This window comes from Acinetobacter sp. X9, from assembly GCF_054889255.1.
Genome location: NZ_CM142679.1, coordinates 2,806,025 through 2,829,052, shown reverse-complemented (window position 1 = coordinate 2,829,052; position 23,028 = coordinate 2,806,025). Strand labels below are relative to the sequence as shown.

24 protein-coding genes are annotated in these 23,028 nt (G+C 38.4%); 16 read left to right on the top strand and 8 right to left on the bottom strand.

Annotated elements, in window-relative coordinates:
* The first annotated feature begins 26 nt into the window (after positions 1–26).
* Both cysN and ACYU0V_RS13500 read left to right on the top strand, forming a co-directional pair.
* The gene (gene cysN / locus ACYU0V_RS13505) at positions 27–1,640 is read left to right on the top strand and encodes a sulfate adenylyltransferase subunit CysN (protein WP_032056838.1); all 1,614 of its coding nucleotides are present in this window, start codon (positions 27–29) and stop codon (positions 1,638–1,640) included.
* An 89-nt stretch (positions 1,641–1,729) separates the two neighbouring features.
* Positions 1,730–2,086, top strand: a complete 357-nt coding sequence (locus ACYU0V_RS13500) for a hypothetical protein (protein WP_461847850.1) — start codon at positions 1,730–1,732, stop codon at positions 2,084–2,086.
* Positions 2,087–2,134: 48 nt separating this feature from the next.
* Here ACYU0V_RS13500 and ACYU0V_RS13495 read toward each other — a convergent pair whose 3' ends face one another.
* Positions 2,135–2,692, bottom strand: a complete 558-nt coding sequence (locus ACYU0V_RS13495; RefSeq protein WP_461847848.1) for a DUF2239 family protein — start codon at positions 2,690–2,692, stop codon at positions 2,135–2,137.
* 213 nt (positions 2,693–2,905) lie between these two features.
* On the opposite strand from ACYU0V_RS13495, the gene ACYU0V_RS13490 reads away from it, so the two are divergent.
* Positions 2,906–3,418 carry a hypothetical protein gene (locus ACYU0V_RS13490; RefSeq protein WP_002117749.1) on the top strand — a complete coding sequence of 171 codons (513 nt, stop codon included), beginning with the start codon at positions 2,906–2,908 and terminating at the stop codon, positions 3,416–3,418.
* Positions 3,419–3,460: 42 nt separating this feature from the next.
* Here ACYU0V_RS13490 and ACYU0V_RS13485 read toward each other — a convergent pair whose 3' ends face one another.
* From ACYU0V_RS13485 to ACYU0V_RS13475, 3 genes are all read right to left on the bottom strand, one after another.
* Positions 3,461–4,798: a CitMHS family transporter gene (locus ACYU0V_RS13485; RefSeq protein WP_002117607.1), complete on the bottom strand. Its 1,338-nt coding sequence runs from the start codon at positions 4,796–4,798 to the stop codon at positions 3,461–3,463.
* Between the two features lie 568 nt (positions 4,799–5,366).
* A complete protein-coding gene (gene paeA / locus ACYU0V_RS13480) occupies positions 5,367–6,692 on the bottom strand; it encodes a polyamine export protein PaeA (RefSeq protein WP_002117726.1) in 1,326 nt (441 codons plus the stop codon).
* Between the two features lie 123 nt (positions 6,693–6,815).
* Entirely contained in the window at positions 6,816–7,805 is a 990-nt protein-coding gene (locus tag ACYU0V_RS13475; RefSeq protein ID WP_004703082.1) for a LysR family transcriptional regulator, read from the bottom strand.
* Positions 7,806–8,392: 587 nt separating this feature from the next.
* On the opposite strand from ACYU0V_RS13475, the gene ACYU0V_RS13470 reads away from it, so the two are divergent.
* On the top strand, positions 8,393–9,997 hold the full coding sequence (locus tag ACYU0V_RS13470) for an isocitrate lyase (protein ID WP_002117581.1): 1,605 nt from the start codon (positions 8,393–8,395) through the stop codon (positions 9,995–9,997).
* A gap of 55 nt (positions 9,998–10,052) precedes the next feature.
* Here the strand turns inward: ACYU0V_RS13470 and ACYU0V_RS13465 are convergent, their stop codons facing one another.
* Together ACYU0V_RS13465 and ACYU0V_RS13460 are read right to left on the bottom strand one after the other, a co-directional pair.
* Positions 10,053–10,523, bottom strand: coding sequence for a copper resistance protein NlpE (locus ACYU0V_RS13465; protein WP_044100614.1), 471 nt, complete (start codon positions 10,521–10,523; stop codon positions 10,053–10,055).
* 186 nt (positions 10,524–10,709) lie between these two features.
* Positions 10,710–11,033, bottom strand: a complete 324-nt coding sequence (locus ACYU0V_RS13460; protein ID WP_005070594.1) for a hypothetical protein — start codon at positions 11,031–11,033, stop codon at positions 10,710–10,712.
* A 201-nt stretch (positions 11,034–11,234) separates the two neighbouring features.
* Between ACYU0V_RS13460 and ACYU0V_RS13455 the strand changes: the two genes are divergently transcribed.
* From ACYU0V_RS13455 to ACYU0V_RS13415, 9 genes are all read left to right on the top strand, one after another.
* Positions 11,235–12,110 carry an urease accessory protein UreD gene (locus ACYU0V_RS13455; RefSeq protein ID WP_461847845.1) on the top strand — a complete coding sequence of 292 codons (876 nt, stop codon included), beginning with the start codon at positions 11,235–11,237 and terminating at the stop codon, positions 12,108–12,110.
* 101 nt (positions 12,111–12,211) lie between these two features.
* Complete coding sequence (gene ureA, locus ACYU0V_RS13450; protein WP_002117495.1) at positions 12,212–12,514, top strand: urease subunit gamma; 303 nt, start codon at positions 12,212–12,214, stop codon at positions 12,512–12,514.
* Positions 12,515–12,525: 11 nt separating this feature from the next.
* Entirely contained in the window at positions 12,526–12,834 is a 309-nt protein-coding gene (locus tag ACYU0V_RS13445) for an urease subunit beta (protein WP_057085645.1), read from the top strand.
* A gap of 37 nt (positions 12,835–12,871) precedes the next feature.
* Complete coding sequence (ureC, locus tag ACYU0V_RS13440) at positions 12,872–14,572, top strand: urease subunit alpha (RefSeq protein WP_005802933.1); 1,701 nt, start codon at positions 12,872–12,874, stop codon at positions 14,570–14,572.
* A gap of 70 nt (positions 14,573–14,642) precedes the next feature.
* Positions 14,643–15,125 (top strand): urease accessory protein UreE, encoded by a 483-nt coding sequence (gene ureE / locus ACYU0V_RS13435; RefSeq protein ID WP_104075159.1) that lies wholly within the window; start codon positions 14,643–14,645, stop codon positions 15,123–15,125.
* A complete protein-coding gene (locus ACYU0V_RS13430) occupies positions 15,112–15,777 on the top strand; it encodes an urease accessory protein UreF (RefSeq protein WP_005802929.1) in 666 nt (221 codons plus the stop codon). Before ureE ends, ACYU0V_RS13430 begins: the two co-directional genes overlap by 14 nt.
* Before the next feature lie 23 nt (positions 15,778–15,800).
* Positions 15,801–16,415 (top strand): urease accessory protein UreG, encoded by a 615-nt coding sequence (gene ureG / locus ACYU0V_RS13425; RefSeq protein ID WP_002117800.1) that lies wholly within the window; start codon positions 15,801–15,803, stop codon positions 16,413–16,415.
* 9 nt (positions 16,416–16,424) lie between these two features.
* Positions 16,425–17,000 carry a HupE/UreJ family protein gene (locus tag ACYU0V_RS13420; RefSeq protein WP_461847841.1) on the top strand — a complete coding sequence of 192 codons (576 nt, stop codon included), beginning with the start codon at positions 16,425–16,427 and terminating at the stop codon, positions 16,998–17,000.
* Positions 17,001–17,057: 57 nt separating this feature from the next.
* Positions 17,058–17,513: a hypothetical protein gene (locus ACYU0V_RS13415; protein ID WP_063098331.1), complete on the top strand. Its 456-nt coding sequence runs from the start codon at positions 17,058–17,060 to the stop codon at positions 17,511–17,513.
* Between the two features lie 72 nt (positions 17,514–17,585).
* Here the strand turns inward: ACYU0V_RS13415 and rsmD are convergent, their stop codons facing one another.
* Both rsmD and mrdA read right to left on the bottom strand, forming a co-directional pair.
* Positions 17,586–18,131 (bottom strand): 16S rRNA (guanine(966)-N(2))-methyltransferase RsmD, encoded by a 546-nt coding sequence (rsmD, locus tag ACYU0V_RS13410; protein ID WP_461847840.1) that lies wholly within the window; start codon positions 18,129–18,131, stop codon positions 17,586–17,588.
* Positions 18,131–20,149 (bottom strand): penicillin-binding protein 2, encoded by a 2,019-nt coding sequence (gene mrdA, locus ACYU0V_RS13405; protein WP_461847838.1) that lies wholly within the window; start codon positions 20,147–20,149, stop codon positions 18,131–18,133. Before mrdA ends, rsmD begins: the two co-directional genes overlap by 1 nt.
* A 235-nt stretch (positions 20,150–20,384) precedes the next feature.
* Here mrdA and ACYU0V_RS13400 point away from each other — a divergent pair, with 235 nt between their 5' ends.
* The 3 genes from ACYU0V_RS13400 (at position 20,385) to adk (ending at position 23,018) form a co-directional block, all read left to right on the top strand.
* On the top strand, positions 20,385–20,903 hold the full coding sequence (locus tag ACYU0V_RS13400; RefSeq protein ID WP_002117557.1) for a hypothetical protein: 519 nt from the start codon (positions 20,385–20,387) through the stop codon (positions 20,901–20,903).
* 61 nt (positions 20,904–20,964) lie between these two features.
* On the top strand, positions 20,965–22,278 hold the full coding sequence (locus ACYU0V_RS13395; RefSeq protein WP_005070566.1) for a DUF445 domain-containing protein: 1,314 nt from the start codon (positions 20,965–20,967) through the stop codon (positions 22,276–22,278).
* 86 nt (positions 22,279–22,364) lie between these two features.
* The gene (adk, locus tag ACYU0V_RS13390; RefSeq protein WP_002117671.1) at positions 22,365–23,018 is read left to right on the top strand and encodes an adenylate kinase; all 654 of its coding nucleotides are present in this window, start codon (positions 22,365–22,367) and stop codon (positions 23,016–23,018) included.
* Positions 23,019–23,028 lie beyond the last annotated feature (10 nt).

Here is a 23,028-nt window from a genome sequence, read left to right as displayed (position 1 = left end):
ATTTCTAAATTTGTGGAGTTTGAGCAATGTCTCATCAATCAGAATTAATCAGTCAAGATATCTTGGCCTATTTAAAGCAACATGAACAAAAAGACCTTCTACGCTTTTTGACTTGCGGTAACGTAGACGATGGTAAAAGTACGCTTATTGGACGTTTACTCTACGATTCAAAATTGATTTATGAAGATCAATTGCAAGCTGTAACACGTGACAGTAAGAAAGTGGGCACAACAGGTGATGCACCGGACTTGGCATTACTTGTAGATGGTTTGCAGGCTGAGCGTGAGCAGGGTATTACCATTGACGTAGCTTACCGTTATTTCTCAACAGAAAAGCGTAAGTTTATTATTGCGGATACCCCAGGACATGAGCAATATACACGTAACATGGCAACAGGTGCGTCAACTGCGGACTTGGCAATCATCTTGATTGATGCACGTTATGGTGTACAAACTCAAACTCGTCGCCATACCTTTATTGCAAGTTTGCTTGGTATTAAGAATATTGTTGTTGCAATCAATAAGATGGACTTGGTTGAATATTCACCTGAACGTTTTACTGAAATTCAGATTGAATATGATGCTTTCGTAAGCCAATTAGGTGATCGCCGTCCAGCCAATATTCAGTTTGTACCAATCTCTGCTTTAAATGGCGATAACGTTGTAAATCCGTCAGCTCATACGCCTTGGTACAAGGGTCAAACCTTGATGAGCATTCTTGAGTCAGTGGAAATTAGTCGTGAATCAAACAAACACGAATTCCGTTTCCCTGTTCAGTATGTAAACCGTCCAAATCTTGATTTCCGTGGTTTTGCGGGTACCGTTGCTTTAGGTGAAATCAATGTTGGTGATGAGATTGTTGCACTACCATCAGGTAAGCGTTCAACAGTTAAAGAAATCGTTACTTTTGATGGAAACCTTGAGCAGGCTGTAGCGGGTCAAGCGGTTACATTGACCCTGAATGATGAAATTGATATTAGCCGTGGTAACGTTCTGGTGCGTGCTGGCGAGCAACCATTAATTTCACGTAGCGTTCGTGCTTCAGTGGTATGGATGAATGAACATCCGCTCGTGAAAGGTAAGTTGTACAACGTTAAAATTGGTACCCAGACTGTTCCTGCTAAAGTCACTAATATTCACTATCGAGTGAATGTGAATACACTTGAACATACTCATGTGGAAGAGCTTGAGTTAAATGCAATTGCAGATGTTGTAGTTGAGTTCGATGCGCCAGTTGTGTTTGATCAATATCAAGATTCTCGTTATACAGGTTCATTCATCTTTATTGACCGCTTAAGCAACGTAACTGTTGGTGCGGGTATGGTTGAGGCTGCTGTTGAATGGACTGCACATAGCAATCCTGTAACAGCTGAAGATCGTGCTGCACGTTTGGGCCAAAAGCCAGCGGTGATTGGGATTTCTGCACAGTTAATCGAGAAAGCTCAAGTTTTAGAAAGTTTATTGATCCAACAAGGTGTAGTTGCGATTGCAAAAGCCAACTTAACTGCTGATCAAATTACTTTATTGCGTGAGACAGGTGTTGTAGTTATTACTACGGCTGTGGATGGTACAGATACAGAAGTTACTGCTGAAACCGTTGAAGAGGCAGCTGAAAAAGTTGTGGAATTAGTTCGTCTTTAATAGACTGAATTGATTTTGAAAAAACCCGCGTAAGCGGGTTTTTTGTATTGTGTATACTCTATATTTTTATATAACTACATCTCTAATATATGAAACTTGAAACCCTTAATAAAAATGCTGAATTCTATATCGCTTCACTAGCTTTGGGAGTTTTAGAGGGAATGAAACAGGGAATTCTTTCTCCTGAAGCTGGAATATGGTCTTTAGCAAGGTCGAGCTTTTCTAATGAACTTTTAAAATCTACAATAATTTCTAACGATCTAAAATATGTAATCGCATGTTTTGATGAGATTGATGCTTTATCTAGCTTTGACGGTGGAGAGGTAAAGCAACAGCAAATGATTGATGAATTGAAAGAGAGATGTCTAAGTTGTTTGCAGGGGGGTGATTATAAAAATCTTGATATGAAAATGACATCTTCAATAAATGATGAAGATGATTTATAGATCATGTCTGATTGTTCCGCTTATCAAGAAGCTGGAATAATCAAAAAATTAAAAAATATTTTGGGTTTTTTGAATCAGATGCTCTTTTATATCTTTAGGATAGCTCTGAATCATTTTTAAAAAAACTTCTCGATCACCTTGATATAAGGCCCGTGTTGCTTCTTCGTAATTTGGCATATTGCCCAACATAGCAGACATAAAACGGTCGATGGCTTGTTTGGTGAGCATAATATTGCCTTCAGAGTTTGGGTTATTTAACTCTTTATCAATTAACTTGCGAATCACTGCTGAGGCACTCGCGCTTTGTTGATCTAACCAATCCCAATGTTTTTTTTGTAAAGTGATTTCACGAGAAATTACTCCGAGTTTAGGTCGTCCAACTTTTTTAATTTCTTCCGGTTCAGCATAACGTTGTTGAATTTCTTGTTCCGAACCAGAAAGATCAAGATCAATTTGTTGACCTGTTTGATCATTAAAAATCAGAATATTTTCCGTTGTTTTCGGAAGATCTTTGAGTTTTTTTGCAAGTTCAATAAGGGAGTCACTTGCAATAAGCGTGCTTCCAGTGAAGGCAGTATAGGTGATTTTAGTATTCATTTTAGCCATATATTTTTATCGGGGTAAAATAATATTATCAGGGTAAAATTAATTTGGCAAATAATTAAAATTATAACCGAAGAATTATTTGATTTTATGAGTGTAGTCTATGAAGTTAGGACTATAAAAATATTCAAGATAATGGGCTATTTAAAATTTTACTCTGCTTTAGTATCGCTTTTATGAGAGAATACGCCTTTAGTTGTATGTATAGAGACTCCTATGTTTGAGCAATCTCCTGAATCTTTAAGCGATATCGAAATTTTAGACATTTTACAGTCGATGAAAAAAGATAAGCTAGATACGGAAGCAAATGAGATCATCCGTAACGGGGGGAAAGCAGGACGTCAGGAAGCACATAAACAGGCTTTAGTGGCACTGAATACAAATTTTGAAGAAAAGTTTGTAGAGGCAGTTACTCTTGCACTAGGTTTAAATGCAGCTCAAGCTAAAAAAATTCGCTATAAAAAAGATCGAATTCGTATTTTAAAAGCGCGTGGTATTGATTATTTAGCTATTGATGGTGCAGAAACAGCGCAAGTTTTGGCACAAATTTCACAAGCGATTGTTCGAGAAGATGCAATAGTTACTCATGACTTACATGACATCTTCCCATTTTGGAAAGAAGGTTGGCCAATGGTGCAATTTGATAATGCCTATAAAATTTTAGAAGAAGATATTAGCTTGCACTTTCATGCGTTCTTAGACGCCATGATTGAGTATATAAATAAATAAAAATAAAAGCCCCGTTTGGGGCTTTTATTTTTAGGGGAATAATTAAAGTGTACTAAAGAGCGGGAAAACGCCAATCACTAATGCGGTGCCCATCAAAACCATACATGTTATAAATGCCCATTTAAATGTGAACTTTTGATGATCTGCAAAGTCAACTTTAGCAAGACCGCATAACAAGTAAGTTGATGGAACAAGAGGCGATAGTAAGTGTACTGGTTGACCTACAATTGATGCACGAGCAATAGCTTCTGGGCTAATACCGTAATGTGAAGCCGCTTCAGCAAGAATTGGTAAAACACCATAGAAGAATGCATCATTTGACATAAAGAATGTCAAAGGCATACTGACTAAAGCGGTAATCGGTGCAAGATATGGACCCATGCTTGGAGGAATCATTGCGACGAATTCTTTAGACATCGCCTCAACCATACCTGTACCAGATAGAATACCTGTGAAAATACCTGCTGCGAAAATTAAACCTACAACAGCTAAAATACTATCTGCATGCATTGCGATACGCTTTTTCTGCATATCAACATCTGGATAGTTAATCAGCATTGCAATACAGAACGCTAGCATGAATAGCACTGACATTGGCAAAATGCCTTTGATTAATGCAATCATGAGAATAATAGTAAGTACCATATTTACTTTGCGTAAATGTGGACGCGTCGCTTCAGGATCTTTCGACACGGTAATATTGTCACCATGATGACTTTCAAGCTCAATCACGCCTAAACGTTTTTGCTCATAGCGGCCATATAAATATGCCAAGAAGAATAACCAACCAATACTAATGATCATTGGAAGGATCATTGGTACGAAAATATGGCTTGGATCAACTTGTAACGCACTTGCAGCACGAGCAGTAGGACCACCCCATGGCGTTAGGTTCATTACACCACTACATAAAAGCATAAGCGCAGTCATGATGAGTGTGTTCATTCCTAGACGTTGATAAAGTGGCAACATTGCAGCCACACAGATCATATAAGTGGTTGAGCCATCACCATCTAAAGAAACGAGAGTGGTTAAAAAGACAGTTCCTAGAGTAATTTTTAAAGGATCGCCTTTAACTTTTTTCAAAATCCATTTAACCGGTGGGTCGAAAAGACCTGCATCGATCATTAAGGCAAAATACAAAATTGCGAATAAAAGCATTACGCCAGTTGGCGCTAATTTTTTGATGCCATCCAGCATCATCTCACTGAGACCTTTAAGTTCAATGTGACTTAAACTTTCAAAGTAATGACCTAGGCCCCAAGCAATGAGAGAAAAAATAAACGGGATGAGAATTAAAGCAATAATAGGGCTTAAACGTTTGGACATGATTAAGTACATGAAGCACAAAATCATGCCAACACCAAGTAATGTCAGCATACAATCAATCCTTTGCCTATAGTTTTACTGAACAAGTTTATTCAAAACTCTGACCTTGGTTATTCTTATTAATTTTTATTAAAAAGACAAATAATATATTTAGTTTATTTGGTTAATATATATTCGTTTGGATGGGTATATTTAGATGAAATACTGAACATATATATTAAGGTTATAATGGTTTTATAATAAATGAATACTATTATAAAATAATATAAAGGTATTATAAAAATAAAAATTATATGGCATTTTTTTTAATTATATATATTTTGATGAGTGAAATGAGAAGAAGAAGCATTTAGGGGCTTACTTTGAGCTAAGTTACATAAGTTTGTTTACAATGTAAATGGGGCTTAATCGCTTTATAGCCAGTTAAGAGATATAGATTATTTTATTAATTTTCAGTATTTAAGCTTTAATAGAGTTGTTAAATAAAATAATAATACTTTTAGATTAAAAGAGCAAATTGAATAAATGAATCTAAAATAATTATTACATATATTTAAAAAAGTTATTTAGTTTTAAAAAATACCCCAGCTAAATTGTGGGGTATTTAAATTAATACCGATTAGTTTTCATCAATTGATGAGTGTGTTTCGGTTTGTTCTAAAATTCGAGTTACAAGAAGTTGGTCAATTTTAAAATGGTCGACATCGACAACTTCAAATTTATATCCACCAAATTCCACAAAATCTGCTGGACGGGGAATTTTGCGTAAACGGTACATCATGAAACCTGCAAGCGTCTCATAGTTTTCTTCATCAGGCATTTCATCAATTTCAAGAGCATGTCTTAGGTCATCAATTGGTGTGCTGCCATCAATTAACCATGAGTTATTATCACGTTTAATGATTTGCTGTTCTTCTTCAATAGGAGTAACCCAATCACCCATAACTGTAATCATAATATCGCTTAATGTAATCACTCCGACAACGAGTGCATATTCATTGATAACGACAGCAAATTTTTCTTTTGTAGAACGAAAACGGTCAAGTAGTTCAGAGAGTGTGAGAGTGTCGGGAATCATGAGTACAGTACGAATGGTAGACTCATTTAATTGAGTTGGTGATTGATTATTTAAAATACGTACTAAGAAATCTTTAGCATCAACATAACCAATAACCTGATCAATATTTTCATTACACACTAAAAATTTTGAGTAAGGATATTCTGCTAATTTTTGACGAATACTATCTTCATGTTCGTTTAAGGTGAAATAAACGACGTTCTCGCGTGTCGTCATGCTTGAAGGTACAGTACGTTCTTCTAGTTCAAAAACATTCTCAATAAAGTGGTGTTCTTGTTTTTGAAGTACGCCGGCTTGAGCACCTGCATCCATGACCGCTGAGATATCATCAAAAGTAATGTTGTCTTCGCGTGTTGTATTGACTTTAAACAAGCGAAATAACAGATTCGCAATAGCATTAATTCCCCAAGCTAAGGGTTTACATACCTTAATAAAAACTTGAATCGGGTTAATAACGCTAATTGCAATTTTTTCAGGTGCAATCATTGCCAAGCGTTTTGGCATGAGATCGGCAAATAAAATAAATAGAGAAGTTACTAAAGTGAAGGAGAGGGCAAAACCGATAGTCTGTGTCCAAGGGCCTTCATAAAAGCGATCAACTAAAGTGACGAAAAAAGGACGAAAAGCAGCTTCACCCAAAATACCGCCTAAAATTGCAACTGCATTTAGGCCAATTTGAGAAGCTGCAAAAAAATCGGCAGATTGTTCTTGTAGATCAAGTACTTGTTGGGCACGTTCTTCGCCAGCTTCGGCTAAAATTTTTAACTTTACTTTTCTGGCACCAGCCAATGCAATTTCAGTTAAAGATAAAAAGCCTGCTGCGATGATGAGCAGTACGATGATAATGATATTTTGAAAGAGACTCACAAATCACCCGAGGTTCATCATTATTATGACTATGTTTTAACACAAAAAAGCGCTGAGGTAATCAGATTGATTGCTCAGCGCTTGAAGATAATGTCTAAAATCGACAATTAAATTAAAATTTATTTAATAGTGAGAAAATTGTGAATTGTTGGTTAGAAATTCACGATTTTCTTCTTCAATCATTTGACGAGCAACAAATAAAATAAGTTGGCGCAACCAGCGATGAGCTGGATGATGATGTAATAACGGGCACCAAGCCATTTTAAGTTCAAATTCTGGAATATAAAAAGGAGGATCTTTTATAACCAGTTTTGGATTTTGAGTTTGTAGGCGCGCCATCCGAGTTGGAAGGGTGGCAATCAAGTCAACATTTTGAGCAAGTAATGCTGGCATTTGGTAGTGGCGGGTAAAAACAGAAATTTTACGACGTTGACCAATACGTTCTAATGCCTGATCGATCCAGCCTAAACCGCCTTGTTTATCTGGATTTACACCAAAGCCTACACCCATACCAGTTTTAGAAACCCAGATATGCTGTGCATCTAGATAACTTTTGAGATTCAAATGGGTTACAGCAGGGTGTTTGTCATTAAGAATACAGCTGAAACTATCACGCCAAACTAAAACTTGGTGGAAACTTTGCGGTATTTCATTAAATCTATTAATTGCAAGATCAACTTTACCTTGTTCCATGTCTCTATAAGACACATCACTTGGTGTAAGAAAGTCGAGTACAACATTTGGAGCTTCAGAGCGTAGAGCTTTGACAAGACGAGGAACTAAAGTTGCCTCGGCATAGTCAGATGTCATAATGCGGAAAACACGATTACTTGTATAAGGGCGAAATTCGGTACGGGGTTCCAAAATCATGGAAAGATCAGAAAGGGCATCACGAATACGAGGTTGTAATTCAAGTGCACGTTCTGTTGGGGTCATCCCTTCGGAAGAGCGGATAAGAAGCGGATCATTAAATAAATTACGTAAGCGACGTAAAATATTACTCATTGCAGGCTGAGTTACCCCAAGCTGTTCGGCTGCGCGCGTAACATTTTTTTCACGAAGAAGTACATCAAGATATATTAATAGATTAAGATCTACTCGCTCCAGATTCATAAAAAAAATACCGAAAATAAAACCCTGAAATTGTTTCAAATTATGCCATATTTAATGATCATTGTGTGAAAAAATGATGAGAAAAGCGACATTTTTTGTAGGAATTAAGTAGGGTGGAAAGACGTTTCAAAGGCACGTTTTTACTGTCTTTGCTCAGTTTTGAATGAAAGAAATCTAAATAGAATATATTTATGAATAACTTCTCAATTTCTAGCATATCAATTGACTTTTTGCATTGGCAAAAATAGCCTAATTTACAATTGACTTTTAGATTTAAAAATGAGTGGAAAATCTCCGAAAATTGTATAAAAATAAGACTTAGTGAGTTTTTAGAATAAAACTCTATACTTCTTTAGGATAATTTTATTTTTATAAACAAAGTGTTAAAGTTTTTAGTTTTATCTATAATATCGATTTATTGGTATATTTTTTAAATAAATACTGAAGATTAACAAAGGATATTGGATTAATTGATTGGCTAAGTCTAAGCTGTGTTCATGAGGAAGCAGCTGGTGTCATAAGAAATTTAAGTAACGTGACTCTAGGCTTCAATCGATGAAATCCTAAAATGAATACAGGACAATATCATGACTACATATCAAACAGCGATTGATGCAGTACGTCAATTAAAAGCAAAATTCGGCAATACTTGGGCAGACATTAGCCCAGAAGATGCTGCTCGTATGCAACTTCAAAACCGTTTCAAAACTGGTTTAGATATTGCTAAGTATACAGCTGCGATTATGCGTCGTGATATGGCTGAATACGATGCTGACTCAAGCAAATACACTCAATCATTAGGTTGCTGGCATGGTTTCATCGCACAACAAAAAATGATTGCGAACAAAAAATATTTCGGTACTACAAGCAAACGTTATATCTACCTTTCTGGTTGGATGGTTGCTGCTCTTCGTTCTGAATTTGGTCCACTTCCTGACCAATCTATGCACGAAAAAACTTCTGTTCCTGCATTGATCGAAGAAATCTATACTTTCTTACGTCAAGCTGACGCAAAAGAATTAAACGATTTATTCCGTGCGCTTAAAAAAGCACAAGAAGCTGGTGATACTGCTAAAGCAGCTGAAATCACAGCTCAAATCGACAACTTTGAAACTCACGTTGTGCCAATTATTGCGGACATCGATGCTGGTTTCGGTAACGAAGAAGCAACTTACTTACTTGCTAAGAAAATGATCGAAGCTGGTGCTTGTGCGCTTCAAATTGAAAACCAAGTATCTGATGCTAAACAATGTGGTCACCAAGCTGGTAAAGTAACTGTTCCACACGAAGACTTCATCGCTAAGATCCATGCATTACGTTATGCATTCTTAGAAATGGGTCTTGAAGAAGGTATCATTGTTGCGCGTACTGACTCTGAAGGCGCTGACTTGACTCAAAAAATCCCAGTGGTTAAAGAGCCAGGTGACATTGCTTCTCAATACATCAGCTACTTAGATACTCAAGAAATTGACATTGCTGATGCTCAAGAAGATGAAATCTTAATCAAGCGTGATGGTAAATTACACCGTCCTAAGCGTTTACCTTCTGGCTTATATCAGTTCCGTGCTGACACTCAAATTGACCGTGTTGTACTTGACTGTGTGTCTAGCTTACAAAATGGTGCTGACCTTCTTTGGATCGAAACTGCGACTCCAAACGTAGAAGAAATCGCACACATGGTTAATCGCGTTAAAGAAGTTGTTCCAAATGCTAAGCTTGTTTATAACAACAGCCCATCATTCAACTGGACTTTAAACTTCCGTCAACAAGCTTACGATCGTTGGGTTGCTGAAGGTAAAGACGTTTCTGCATATGACCGCGCTAAATTAATGAGTGCTGAATATGACAACACTGAATTAGCTGCTGATGCTGATGACAAGATCCGTACTTTCCAAGCAGATGCTTCTCGTGAAGCGGGTGTGTTCCATCACTTGATCACACTTCCGACTTACCACACTGCTGCTCTTTCTACTCATGAGCTTGCACAAGGTTACTTCGGTTCTGAAGGTATGTTGGCTTATGTTGCTGGCGTACAACGTAAAGAAATCCGCGGCGGTATCGCTTGTGTTAAACACCAAGCAATGGCGGGTTCTGACATCGGTGATGATCACAAAGAAATCTTCTCTGGTGATAATGCTCTTAAAGCACATGACGATGCTAAAAACACAATGAACCAATTCGCAGCTCACTAAGAATTGATTCATAAAAAAACCCGCTCAAATGAGCGGGTTTTTTAATTATTAAAAATTATTTTTTCAAAACATAGTGTTCAGCTAAAGAGCCTTCAACTTTTTTACCTTCCATATCTAAAGCAGTTGCAGTGTTCTCACCAATAAAGAATTTACGGTTTTGGCCTTTATCATCTAACGTAATAACTGAAGTATTATCTTTGTCGAAAGTAAAGGTACCATGGGTTTCAAATGGGTTGGTGTCACCTTTACCAAGATAAGTTTCGGTTAGCTCGTAGGTTTTATCATCTTTAAGTTCTAATTCAGTTTTAATACCTTCACAGTCTGCGCATGGGAGAGTGCCTTTATATGTGCCGTCCCAATCGAGTGAGTTTTCAGCTGTGTGCGCGCTATCTACAGCATTATTATTCGCTTCAGTCGTTTGTGCTGGAGCAGATGCTTGAGTTGTCGTGTCGGCTTTATTTTCATTTTTGCTACAAGCGGCAAGAAGGATACTTAAGAGTGCTACTGATAATAATGTTTTTTTCATGATGCTCTAAACCTCGGAAAATAAATAAAAAACAAGTAAACAGGCTATGAAATATAAGAGCCTAATAAAAGTTTAAGTATGTAATTTAATTTTAACAAAAGGTAAAGTGGGTAAAATTTAATCAAAAAAGAAAGATATAAAATTAAAAAAAGGTATCCACTAAAAATTAGCGAATACCTCTATATATTAAGGTTGAGAAGAAACCCCACCTAAAGAATCACAAGCTGATTTATAAAGTTGATATTGTTGCTTTAAAACTTCATCTAGCGGCATATCAAATAACTCTTCACCATTTTTATAGCTCTCTACATATGAAGTCGCCTTTTCTTTGCTTACCGCTAAAGACTGTTGGTAGTAAGAATTAATTGAGCTTGTTGCAATCTGACTTGTCTCAACATTTTTACATTCAAAATTATGGAGAATTTTCTCTGCACGTTTGACCTCACTAGATTGGCCAAAAATACACCCAGTTAAAAAGACAAGTGGCGTTAACACGAAAAAAAGTTTCATGGAGAGCAAGTATGGAAGCAACGGTGGGCGCTATTGTATAAATAATTCCATGAGTTACTGTGGTTTTATGTTAGACATTGATTGTTTTTTAACTCATTAAAATCAAAAAATTGTATCTAATTTTATCATTTTGCTTATTTTTATATTTGGTGCGTATTTTGCTTATAACTTTAAGCACTTATTTTGAACATATGAACCAGAATGAATCAGGTACAAACGTTTTCAAAAAACTCTTTAGCACCATTTTGGTATGCGCAATTAGAACTCGGATTCTGTTTTGAAAATTCGCGCACCATAATGAGTCATAGAAAGCATCATGGCCCTGTAAGGGTGCAAAAAATGCTCTGGCCTGAAAAAACAGGTGTATGTCACGCCATTATTGTACATCCTCCAGCAGGAATTGCAGGAGGAGACCATCTTACTTTTCAAATCGAAACCAAAGATCAAGCTCATGCGGTTGTAACGACTCCTGGTGCGGGAAAATGGTACAAAACCAATGGAAAGCAAGCCTTTCAGCATATTCATCTTCATGTGCGAGATCAGTCTATTTTGGAGTGGGTTCCACAAGAAACGATGCTGTTTGACGGAGCTCTAGCACACTCTGAAACTCATATTCATCTTGATCATGCTGCGAGTTTTATTGGCTGGGATATGTTGGTACTTGGGCGACAGGCACGTGCGGAGCGCTTTATTCAAGGGAGTTATTACAACCAGTTTAAATTGTGGCGAGAACATAAGTTATTGGTTGCAGATACATTGTATTTTGAGGGAGAAGATCGTTGGCTTAGTTCGTGTTTAGGTATGAATAATCAAGCAGTAATGGGAAACTTTTGGGCGGTTGCACCTGAGAAATATCGATCTTCATTTTATTTAGAACAACAGCTCGAACTCATTCGTGAATTGATGATGCGTATGCAAGCACCTCTAACTTTAACATTATTAGATGATGTAGTTTGTGCGCGTTTCTTGGGAAATGATGTCCGACATTGCCATGATGCATTTGCGGCAATAAGAGCAAGATTAAGACGTTATTGGTTTGATTTAGATGAAGAATTCCCAAGAATCTGGAGAACCTAAGTTACGTTAAATTGCGTATTTAAAAAACGATTAAAACAAGTATGCTGCTTTTGAGCACGTATTTTGCTTAAAGAAAATTAGATGCTATTTAGGAAAGAGATATGGAACTCAATCCAACAGAAAAAGATAAATTACTTATTTTTACCGCAGGGCTAGTCGCTGAGCGTCGTAAAGCGCGTGGTTTGAAACTAAATTATCCGGAAGCTATCGCTTTTATTTCTGCTGCTTTACTTGAAGGAGCGCGGGACGGTATGACGGTGAGTGACTTGATGCATTACGGAACAACTTTATTAAAGCGCGAAGATGTGATGGATGGTGTGCCAGAAATGATTGCTGAGGTTCAGGTCGAAGCAACTTTTCCTGATGGCTCGAAATTAGTCACTGTTCATCAGCCAATTGTATAAAAGGAACGCTTATGATCCCCGGTGAAATCATTACTCCAGATGCAGACATTGAGCTGAATGTTGGGCGACAAACTTTAAAAATTGTAGTTGCTAATATTGGCGATCGACCTATTCAGGTGGGTTCACATTTTCATTTTTATGAAGCAAATGATGCACTACAGTTTGACCGTGAAACAGCGAAAGGCTTTCGATTAAATATCGCTGCAGGCACAGCAATACGTTTTGAACCGGGACAAAGTCGAGAAGTAGAGCTTGTTGCTTTAGCAGGTAAGCGAGAAGTATATGGTTTTGCAGGCCGCGTCATGGGCAAGTTGGATTAAACATAACAACGATAATGAAAGAGATGAGTAATAAGTTATGAAAATGTCACGTCGTGCATATGCTGAGATGTTTGGTCCAACGGTTGGTGATCGTATCCGCTTGGCTGATACAGAGCTTTTTATTGAGGTTGAGCAAGATCTAACGACTTATGGTGAAGAAGTTAAGTTTGGCGGTGGCAAAGTCATTCGTGATGGAATGGGGCAATCTCAACTTTTAGCCGATGAAGTTGCCGACACTGTGATTACCAATGCTTTGATTGTCGATTGGTGGGGGATTGTAAAAGCTGATGTTGGCTTAAAAAATGGTCGAATCTGGAAAATAGGGAAAGCTGGAAATCCTGATATTCAACCTGACATTACCATTCCTTTAGGTGCTGCAACAGAAGTGATTGCGGGTGAAGGTCAAATTTTAACGGCAGGTGGTATTGATACTCACATTCACTGGATTTGCCCACAGCAAGTTGAAACTGCACTTATGTCGGGGACAACAACAATGGTGGGTGGCGGAACAGGACCTGCGGCAGGTACTTCGGCAACGACAGTGACTCCAGGGCCTTGGCATATTGCGACCATGTTGCAAGCCATTGATGATTTACCTATGAACATTGGACTGTTAGGCAAAGGTAATTTGAGTTTGCCAGCCCCAATTCGAGAGCAAATTAAAGCTGGGGTAATTGGCTTAAAGCTGCATGAAGATTGGGGCTCAACACCAGCAGCCATTGATAACTGTTTGAGTGTGGCAGATGAGTTTGATGTGCAGGTTGCAATTCATACAGATACTTTAAATGAAGGTGGGTTTTTAGAAGAGACTCTGGCTGCATTTAAAGATCGTACAATTCATACGTACCATACCGAAGGTGCGGGTGGTGGGCATGCTCCCGACATTTTAAAGGCAATTGGACAAAGTAATGTCTTGCCATCTTCGACTAATCCAACACGTCCTTATACGATTAATACCATTGATGAGCATTTAGATATGCTTATGGTTTGCCATCATTTAGACCCAGCAATTGCTGAAGATATCGCTTTTGCAGAAAGCCGTATTCGCCGTGAAACTATTGCCGCTGAAGATATTTTGCAAGACTTAGGCGCAATTGCCATGATGTCCTCTGACTCTCAGGCGATGGGTCGTGTGGGTGAAGTAATTATACGTACTTGGCAAACTGCTCATAAAATGAAAATTCAACGTGGTCCTTTAGAGGGTGATAATGAGTTTCATGATAACAATCGCGTTAAACGCTACATTGCCAAATATACAATTAACCCAGCCATTACCCATGGTTTAAGCCATGAAATTGGTTCGATTGAAGTTGGAAAACTTGCTGATTTAGTGTTATGGAAGCCTGCATTTTTTGGTGTAAAACCTTCCATGATTATTAAAGGTGGCATGATTGCAGCGGCACCGATGGGTGACATTAATGCTTCAATTCCGACACCTCAACCCGTGCATTATCGCCCAATGTTTGGTGCCTATCCGCGTGGTGTACATAACACCTGTATTACCTTTTTATCTCAAGTGGCAATTGATGAAAAAGTTGCTGAGAAACTAAATCTTAAAAAGTTAATTAGCCCATGTAAAAACACGCGTGCAATTACTAAAGCCGATATGAAGCACAACACATATTGTCCAGTCATGCATGTTCATCCTGAAACTTACGAGGTGCGGGCTGATGGTGAATTATTAACGTGTGAACCTGCAGACACATTACCAATGGCTCAGCGTTATTTCTTATTTTGATGAATTTTATAGAGATGATATGTCTCATTACTCTAGATATGAAAGAAATAAATAAGGAGAGAGAAGCTAAATGAAAATTTACACCCAACGACTTGAAGATATTTCTCCTGATCAGGCATTTGAAACGGTTGAACTGACTTTTGATACCCGCCAAAAATCCCGCTTTCGAGCGGCTTTAGCGAGTGGCATCGATATTGGTGCGGATTTACCGCGTACTGGCATTTTGCGTAGTGGTTCATATATTGCAACGCAAGAGGGCGATGTATTACGTGTTGATGCCAAGCCTGAGCGATTAATGCAAGTCACTGCTCAAACCGATTTTGATTTACTTAAAGCTGCCTATCACTTAGGTAATAGACATGTACCGTTAATGTTGACCCCTGCAGCTTTGTATTTTGAGCCTGATCATGTGCTTGCAGAAATGGTAGAAGGTTTAGGACTTACAGTTTCAGAAACTGATCATCCGTTTGAACCTGAAAGTGGTGCTTATGCGCAGCATAGTCATGATCATCGTTTAAGCCCAATCAAAGCTTTACATCATGTCCATTCATAGTGCCGCGCAATTACTGCAACTGCTGACACTGTCTTCTACGGCATTGCCAGTTGGGGCGTATTGTTATTCACAAGGGGTGGAAACGGCAATTGATATTGGCCTAATACATGACGAAACCTCAGCAATTGCTTACTTTGAAGAAGTTCTTGAAATGCTGTTAGTACGGTTTGAGTTGCCCGTATTAAAGCGTCTCATGCAGCATCATGATGACTCAGAACAGTTTCTGGTTTGGGCAAATTTGTATAAGGCCAGCAGAGAAAGTAAAGAACTTTTGGCAGAATCTCAACAGCTGGCATTTTCTTTAAATGCGTGGATTAAAGATGTTTTAAAAAAAACAGTTGAGGTTAAAAAGCAGTTTGGTTTCGTACCAGTCTATGCACAGCTTTGTGGCCGACTCGAACTCAACGAGATGGATGTACTTACGGCTTATACCTTCACTGTTTTAGAAAATCAGGTTTTAGCTGCAGTAAAAACTGTTCCTTTAGGACAGATGGCTGGGCAAAGAATTTTATGGCACTTACATGGTTTAGTACCACAAGCGGTAGAGAAAGCTTTGAAGCTTAATGACGAGCAATTGAGCAGCGCTTTACCTCGTTATGCCATGCTGAGCATGAAACACGAAACACAATATTCACGGTTATTCAGATCTTAAGTTTAGGAAAAAGGATAAAAATCATGACAGAGCGTAGTCCATTACGAGTTGGAATTGGCGGACCAGTGGGTTCGGGTAAAACAGCACTTACACTTAATTTATGTTTAGCCTTGCGTAATAAATACAATATGGCTGTGGTGACAAATGATATTTACACCAAAGAAGATTCAAACTTCTTAACCCGTAATGAGGCGATGTCACCAGATCGTATTGTGGGGGTAGAAACTGGTGGTTGCCCGCATACCGCAATTCGTGAAGATGCTTCAATTAACTTGGCTGCAATTGATGATTTGTGTGAAAAATTCGAAGGCTTAGAACTTATTATCATTGAAAGCGGTGGGGATAATTTGGCAGCGACATTTAGTCCTGAACTTTCTGATTTAACTCTATATGTGATTGATGTGGCTGGTGGTGAAAAAATTCCTCGTAAAGGTGGGCCGGGTATTACCAAGTCAGATTTACTCATTATTAATAAAACTGACCTTGCGCCAATGGTAGGTGCAAACCTTGATGTAATGGACCAAGATGCGAAACGCATGCGCGGAGAAAAGCCATTCTTATTTTCAAACATGAAAACACAAGATGGTCTTGAAGAAATTATCCAATTTATTGAGAAACAAGGGCTGTTTAAAGCTTAAGGAGAGATTATGGACTTCATGAAAAAATGGAGTGTAGCGCTCCTTTCATTATTGCCGGCTCTTGCAATGGCCCATCCGGGACATGACCATGCACATTCTGGTTTTATGGCAGGCTTTATTCATCCGTTTACCGGTCTAGATCATTTAGTCATGGCTTTAGGTTTTGGTGTCTTGTTGTGGTCAGCTGCTAAACAGTGGAAAATTGCTGGAGTCATTGCCTTAAGTACTACCTTAATTGTAGGCTTTTTAATAGGTGCTCAAGGTTTGGTACCAGTTAATATAGCTGAATACGGCATTGTTGCTTCTTTAGTTATTACAGCAATTGCTCTATGGACAAAATCAAATCGAATTTTACCAATTGCCGCGGCTTTGCTTGCAAGTTTCCATGGCATGGCTCATGGTGTTGAGTTAGCACATGCAGGGCATATTCATATTGCTGCATTAGTAACTGGTATGGTTGCTGGTATGGCGCTCATTTATTGCGGTGGACTTGCACTAGGTTCCATTTTTACGCGATATGTACCTTATGGTAAAAAGATTGTGGGTACTTGCGCAGCAATTGTTGCAGTCATTGGTTTAAGTTAACTAAAACCTTGCAAAAAAAGGTAGCATTAAGCTACCTTTTTGGATTTGCAAAATAAAATGTGTGTGCATAAAAATATTGATACTGTTTTTATAGCGCTGATTATCTTTTACAGTGGATATGTTCAGGCTTATGATTTTTTTCAACCAGAAAGTGATTCTACTTTACTAGATACAGACCAGTTGTTAGATCAATCAGATTTAAACTTGGAACAAAGGCGGTTAGCCATTGAGCATGATGATGAAGTTAATAACTATAATGTGCTCAAAAACGAGTTTTATTCAAATGAGCGTTGGGTAATTTATAATTATACAGCCTATGATACTGGGCAACTTCAGAATAAAAACAGTAATGGTTTTACGAATCATATTAATATTCAAGATTTATCCATTTCAGTTGGATATGGGGTTAATTATAGTGTTAATCCAAGACTGAAAATTGGTTATGAATATATTTCGAGTTTTCCTTATGATCGAGGTCAACTCATACGATTTTTTACGATCTATTTATTCTGAAATACGAAATAAAAATAATCTAATTCAAATAAATAGATCAGGTAAATTAATTTGCCATAAAATCCTACATGTTTAAATTTTCTGATAAAGCCCAGCGTGGACTGTGCCAGCTTTAGTGGTTTTAACTTGTTGCCATGTTGCGGGAAGTTGAAGCTGAGCTAAATCTCGGTCAGCTTCAACATAAATATAGCCATTTTTTTTAATATGAGGCTCGGCCAAGTTCGAGAGTTCTTGCCATAAATCAAGACTATAAGGTGGATCTAAAAAAACCACATCGAACTGTTCTTTTAAGCGGGGTAGAGTTTGTTGAGCCGTTGAATTAATTAGATGACAGTTTTGGGCTTTTAATAGTTCAATATTATCTTTTAAAAATCGTGCCTGAGTTTTGTCGGGTTCAATCATATAAACAGATGCAGCACCACGTGACAGAGCTTCAAAACCTAATGCACCAGAGCCTGTACAGATGTCGAGAACTTTAGCGTTTTGAATATCCCACATGAGCCAGTTAAATAGAGTTTCGCGTACTCTATCTGGGGTTGGGCGTAAGCCATTAATGCTAGCGAAAGGCAGTACTCGTCTTTTCCATTCGCCGCCAATTATACGTAATTGATTTTTCATTATTCATCGGCCTCATTGGTAGCAGGACGAGCAGGAGCAGCTTGCGGTGTTGATGCTGCTGGTTTGTTGGTGGTAGCTGTAGCCGATGCTGGACCAGAGCTTTCACCGCCGCTTGGAAGTTCACCTGGTTTAATACCTGCTGTCATTAACCCGCCATTGACTTGGTGATTTGCTGGACGAATCGGGTTTTTCTTACGAGTTAATAGCCAGTAATCAAAGACAGGTCTTGCAAGTTGAGCAGCTGAACCACCATGACGACCATTTTCCCAAATGACTGCAATCGCAATTTCAGGTTTTTCAGCAGGGGCAAATCCAACGAATAAACCATGGTCAAGTTGACGTTCACTCAAGGCTGCTTCGTTATAGCGTTTACCCTGTGCAATACTCTTAACCTGTGCTGTACCTGTTTTCCCTGCAATTTGGTAGAGGGGAGTACGAATACCGCGGCCAGTACCTGATTGAATTACATCAATCATGGCATCACGCATTTGAATCCAGTCTTCATCCGTGCCGTTGAATTTGATTTTGCCATCAGGCGCATTACGTACCGTAAATGGTTTTGCACCATGTGTTGCGCGTAAAACATGAGGCGTTACATGAGAACCATGATTCGCCGTAATTGCTGTTGCCATCGCAAGCTGTAATGGAGTGGCTGTAAATGCGCCTTGACCAATGCTGACAGAAATAGTTTCACCCTTCATCCATTTCGTTTTACGCGTACGCATTTTCCATTCAGGACTTGGATAAAGGCCTTCACTTTCACTTGGTAAATCGACCCCTGTTTTTTGACCAAATCCAAATTGACGCATCCATTGGTTCATTTGATCAATGCCCATTTGATGGGCAAGAATATAAAAATAGGTATCACAGGATTGCACAATGGCTTTATGCATATTCACTACGCCATGACCAGATTTCTTCCAGTCACGGAATTTATGTGAGTCACCAGGTAGATGGAAATAACCAGGGTCAGAAATTGCTGTTGACCAGTCTACAATACTGTAGTGTAAACCACCCATTGCTTCCATTGGTTTAATAGTAGAACCCGGGGGATATACACCCTGCACAGCACGGTTATAAAGAGGTTGGTCTAAATTGTCACGTAGTGAACTGTAGTCAGTATGACTAATTCCAGTCACAAACAAATTAGGGTTAAAACTTGGACTAGACACTAAAGCTAGAATTTCACCTGTACGAGGATCAATGGCGACAATAGCCCCACGACGACCTGCAAGCTGTTGAGATGCGACAACTTGTAAACCGTAATCTAAAGATAAATAGAGATCATTACCACGAGTAGGGTCTTTACGACCTAAATGACGCAATACATTACTATGTGCATCTGCTTCAACAGATTCGTAACCGGGTGTCCCATGTAGTAGGTCTTCATAGCTTTTCTCAACACCAATTTTTCCAATTAGGTTGGTCCCAGCATATAAGTCTTTATCAATACTTTTTAATTCTTTATCGTTGATACGCCCGACATAGCCAATCACATGAGCAAATAACTCACCGTGTGGATAATAGCGAGTCATTTGTGTCTCGATTCTTACACCTGGAAACTTATATTTGGCTTCACTAAATTTAGCAATATTGGCTTCAGTTAGATTAAGTTTAATCGCGACGCGTTCAGTTTTACGGGCAGTTTTTATACGGCTTTTAAAACGGTCAATATCTTCTTGTGTTAAATCTAAAATAGGTTGTAATTGCTCAATGACACTATCAACATCTTCTACATCTGTTTTACTTAAAGTTGCTGTAAAAACAGGATAGTTATCTGCTAGTAATATACCGTTTCTGTCATAGATATAACCACGAGCAGGCGGAAGCGGCTGCAAGCGAATTCGGTTTTTGTCAGATGCAGTCGAGAATTCGTCGTAGTGAAAAATTTGTAGATAAGCGTATCGGCTAATTAAGACTAATAAGCAGATGGTCACGATCCCTACGGCAAAAAAGATACGACCTCGATAAATGCGCTTTTCTTGCTGGATATCTTTTAAAGGAAAGTGCTGTTTCATAAGGATCGACTTAATGACATAGGGTAGAAAAATAGCTGCTTATTCTAACGCAAGAGCACTTAAAATATTGCATAATTTTCAAAGTTTCATTGCATTTTAATAAGATACTTTTTGACTTTGCAGACAACAAAATTGTAGATACTTGTATATAAGAAGCAAAATAATTCTGTTAAAGTCTCTCATTCAATAGAATAGGGTTGTTCTCACCATACGATTAGGGAAAATGGAGAAAATAATGAGAAAAATTTATCCCTTACTTGCAGTTTTGACAGTAAGTAGTTGGGCCCATGCTCAAGACTACTCGTTTCTTCCGGAAGCAAAATTAGCAGGTCATAATGCATCTACCTGGAATGTGGGTGCAGGCGTTACTCAAAAATTATTACATCTTAACGGTGAATGGGTAAATCCGTATGGTATTGCCTATGCGAAAGCCGGTGCATTTTTGAATGGTGACAAAACCGCTGGTGGTCAAGTTGGTTTTAGATATCCTTATTATCTTACTGGCACAGACAAGAATGGTTACTATATCGGTTTCTATGCTGGTCATCTTGATAGTAAAGAGGTTGATGGTGATTTTAAATCCCGTTTAGGTGCGGGTGTTGATTTGGCCTATGTGTGGTTAAATTCAGAAAGAATTAGCACTTTTAGTGTAGGTATCGGTGCGGCTGAAAAATTAACTGACCAGAACGGAAATGTTGCTGCAGATACTAAACCACAAATTCAATTTTCTTATTCTCTAAGTTTTGGTTTATAAAACAAAGCAGTTTATCGTTAACTCGCCATAAGCAGAGCACAAATAAATACGAGAGTCTTACATGTTAGAGTACGTCAGTGGATTGTGGCAGACCTTTTTACACAGACCTGATTTTTGGGCCGTTTTGAGTATTATTCCCGTAACGGCTTTTGTCACATGGGCACATGTGTGGATGGCTTTAAAAATGGTATTTTACCCAATTAAATTTTGGGGATTCCATTTAGGACCATTGCCAGTAGGTTGGCAAGGTATCGTGCCACGTAAAGCAGGACGTATCTCTGGGATTATTACTGATAACACTTTATCTAAATTAGGTTCATTGCGTGAATTTTTAGAAGCAATGGATCCTGAAGATATGGCGCGTATTATTGGTGAACAAGTCGGTTTTGAACTTGAACATCTTATTGATGAAGTCATGATCGATCGTAATGCTGTACTTTGGGAAAATCTACCTTATTCAATTAAACGCCGTATTTATGCTCAAGCACATAAGCAATTGCCGGGTGTGCTAAAAGAATTAGTGACTGAGCTGACCATGAATGTAGAGTCACTGGTTAACATGCGTGAAATGGTCGTGAGCCAGATGGAAGGTGATCGCCGTTTAATGGTACGTATGTTCTTAAAGGTGGGTCAAAAAGAAATTAACTTTATTTGGCATATTAGTGCACTGATTGGGATGTTCTTTGGTATTTTCCAAATGGTGGTTTGGTTTGTAGTACCATGGCACTGGACAGTACCATTTTGGGCTGCAATTTGGGGCTTTTTAACTAACTGGATCGCAATCTGGATGGTATTTAACCCAATTGAGCCGCATTATATTCGTTATCCACAGATTTTTAGATTAACAAAAGATCGTAAGTTTCCATGGATTGTACCAGTTCTTCGAATTGGAACTTATAATGTCCAAGGCGCTTTTATGAAGCGTCAAGAGGAAGTCTCTGATGTGTTTTCGAGCGTAGTCACAGAAGATTTAATTACGTTAAAATCGATTATGACCGAAATGATGTACGGGCCGCGTAAAGATAAAACGCGCCGCATTGTTAAGCGTCATATTAACGAAATCATGGAAACTCCGTTAGTTCGCACCTCTTTACAGCTTTCTTTAGGGCCAAGAGAGTACGCAAGATTAAAGACGGACTTGATTGATCGTTCAATTGAAATTACGATGGGACCCGTATGTGACCCAGCACTGAACGCAAGCCGGGCACAGAAGATTTTTCAAATGTTTAAAGAGCGTATTCGTGAACTAACACCAAAAGAATTTCAGAATTTATTACGTCCTGCATTTCAGGAGGATGAGTGGATTCTTATTGTACTAGGTGGGGTAACCGGATTTATTGCTGGTACAATACATTTGTTTGTAGCTTTCTTATAATTCGATGTCAGGCAGGATCTATTGAAGATTAACGAGACTTTTTCTGCCGGACTTCATATTCATTGTTTTAAATGAGGATGTTTTTTATGCGCATTATTTTACTCGGACCACCTGGAGCAGGCAAAGGGACTCAGGCTCAGTTGATCTGTAAGCGCTACAATGTCCCACAAATTTCAACCGGTGATATGCTCCGTGCTGCGATTCGTGAAGGTACTGAATTAGGTCTAAAAGCTAAAAGTGTAATGGAATCTGGTGGTTTGGTTTCAGATGAACTTATTATCGGTTTAGTAAAAGAACGTATTGCTCAACCTGACTGTGCAAATGGCTGCATTTTTGATGGTTTCCCACGTACTATTCCACAAGCTGAAGCTTTGGAAAAAGAAGGGATCAGCATCGATCACGTGATTGAAATTGATGTTCCTGATGAAGAAATCGTAAAACGTCTTTCTGGTCGTCGTCAGCATCCAGCTTCTGGCCGTGTTTATCACACTGTATACAATCCACCTAAAGTGGAAGGTAAAGATGATGAAACTGGTGAAGATCTTGTTCAACGTCCAGATGACCAAGAAGAAACAATTCGTAAGCGTTTAGCGTCTTATCACACTGAAACAGAGCAATTGGTTGGTTTCTACCAAGGCCGTGCTGCTTCTGGTGAAAATGCTCCAACTTATGACAAGCTTGATGGCTTGCGTACAATTGAAGATGTACAAAAAGATTTGTTCAACATCTTAGACAAATAATTTTTTTCTA

What these genes read in the sequence shown, in the direction of transcription:
- cysN (WP_032056838.1), top strand. Translation starts at nt 27, where the DNA reads ATGTCTCATCAATCAGAATTAATCAGTCAAGATATCTTGGCCTATTTA.
- ACYU0V_RS13500 (WP_461847850.1), top strand. Translation starts at nt 1,730, where the DNA reads ATGAAACTTGAAACCCTTAATAAAAATGCTGAATTCTATATCGCTTCA.
- ACYU0V_RS13495 (WP_461847848.1), bottom strand. Translation starts at nt 2,692, where the DNA reads ATGGCTAAAATGAATACTAAAATCACCTATACTGCCTTCACTGGAAGC.
- ACYU0V_RS13490 (WP_002117749.1), top strand. Translation starts at nt 2,906, where the DNA reads ATGTTTGAGCAATCTCCTGAATCTTTAAGCGATATCGAAATTTTAGAC.
- ACYU0V_RS13485 (WP_002117607.1), bottom strand. Translation starts at nt 4,798, where the DNA reads ATGCTGACATTACTTGGTGTTGGCATGATTTTGTGCTTCATGTACTTA.
- ACYU0V_RS13475 (WP_004703082.1), bottom strand. Translation starts at nt 7,805, where the DNA reads ATGAATCTGGAGCGAGTAGATCTTAATCTATTAATATATCTTGATGTA.
- ACYU0V_RS13470 (WP_002117581.1), top strand. Translation starts at nt 8,393, where the DNA reads ATGACTACATATCAAACAGCGATTGATGCAGTACGTCAATTAAAAGCA.
- ACYU0V_RS13465 (WP_044100614.1), bottom strand. Translation starts at nt 10,523, where the DNA reads ATGAAAAAAACATTATTATCAGTAGCACTCTTAAGTATCCTTCTTGCC.
- ACYU0V_RS13460 (WP_005070594.1), bottom strand. Translation starts at nt 11,033, where the DNA reads ATGAAACTTTTTTTCGTGTTAACGCCACTTGTCTTTTTAACTGGGTGT.
- ACYU0V_RS13455 (WP_461847845.1), top strand. Translation starts at nt 11,235, where the DNA reads ATGAATCAGGTACAAACGTTTTCAAAAAACTCTTTAGCACCATTTTGG.
- ureA (WP_002117495.1), top strand. Translation starts at nt 12,212, where the DNA reads ATGGAACTCAATCCAACAGAAAAAGATAAATTACTTATTTTTACCGCA.
- ACYU0V_RS13445 (WP_057085645.1), top strand. Translation starts at nt 12,526, where the DNA reads ATGATCCCCGGTGAAATCATTACTCCAGATGCAGACATTGAGCTGAAT.
- ureC (WP_005802933.1), top strand. Translation starts at nt 12,872, where the DNA reads ATGAAAATGTCACGTCGTGCATATGCTGAGATGTTTGGTCCAACGGTT.
- ureE (WP_104075159.1), top strand. Translation starts at nt 14,643, where the DNA reads ATGAAAATTTACACCCAACGACTTGAAGATATTTCTCCTGATCAGGCA.
- ACYU0V_RS13430 (WP_005802929.1), top strand. Translation starts at nt 15,112, where the DNA reads ATGTCCATTCATAGTGCCGCGCAATTACTGCAACTGCTGACACTGTCT.
- ureG (WP_002117800.1), top strand. Translation starts at nt 15,801, where the DNA reads ATGACAGAGCGTAGTCCATTACGAGTTGGAATTGGCGGACCAGTGGGT.
- ACYU0V_RS13420 (WP_461847841.1), top strand. Translation starts at nt 16,425, where the DNA reads ATGGACTTCATGAAAAAATGGAGTGTAGCGCTCCTTTCATTATTGCCG.
- ACYU0V_RS13415 (WP_063098331.1), top strand. Translation starts at nt 17,058, where the DNA reads ATGTGTGTGCATAAAAATATTGATACTGTTTTTATAGCGCTGATTATC.
- rsmD (WP_461847840.1), bottom strand. Translation starts at nt 18,131, where the DNA reads ATGAAAAATCAATTACGTATAATTGGCGGCGAATGGAAAAGACGAGTA.
- mrdA (WP_461847838.1), bottom strand. Translation starts at nt 20,149, where the DNA reads ATGAAACAGCACTTTCCTTTAAAAGATATCCAGCAAGAAAAGCGCATT.
- ACYU0V_RS13400 (WP_002117557.1), top strand. Translation starts at nt 20,385, where the DNA reads ATGAGAAAAATTTATCCCTTACTTGCAGTTTTGACAGTAAGTAGTTGG.
- ACYU0V_RS13395 (WP_005070566.1), top strand. Translation starts at nt 20,965, where the DNA reads ATGTTAGAGTACGTCAGTGGATTGTGGCAGACCTTTTTACACAGACCT.
- adk (WP_002117671.1), top strand. Translation starts at nt 22,365, where the DNA reads ATGCGCATTATTTTACTCGGACCACCTGGAGCAGGCAAAGGGACTCAG.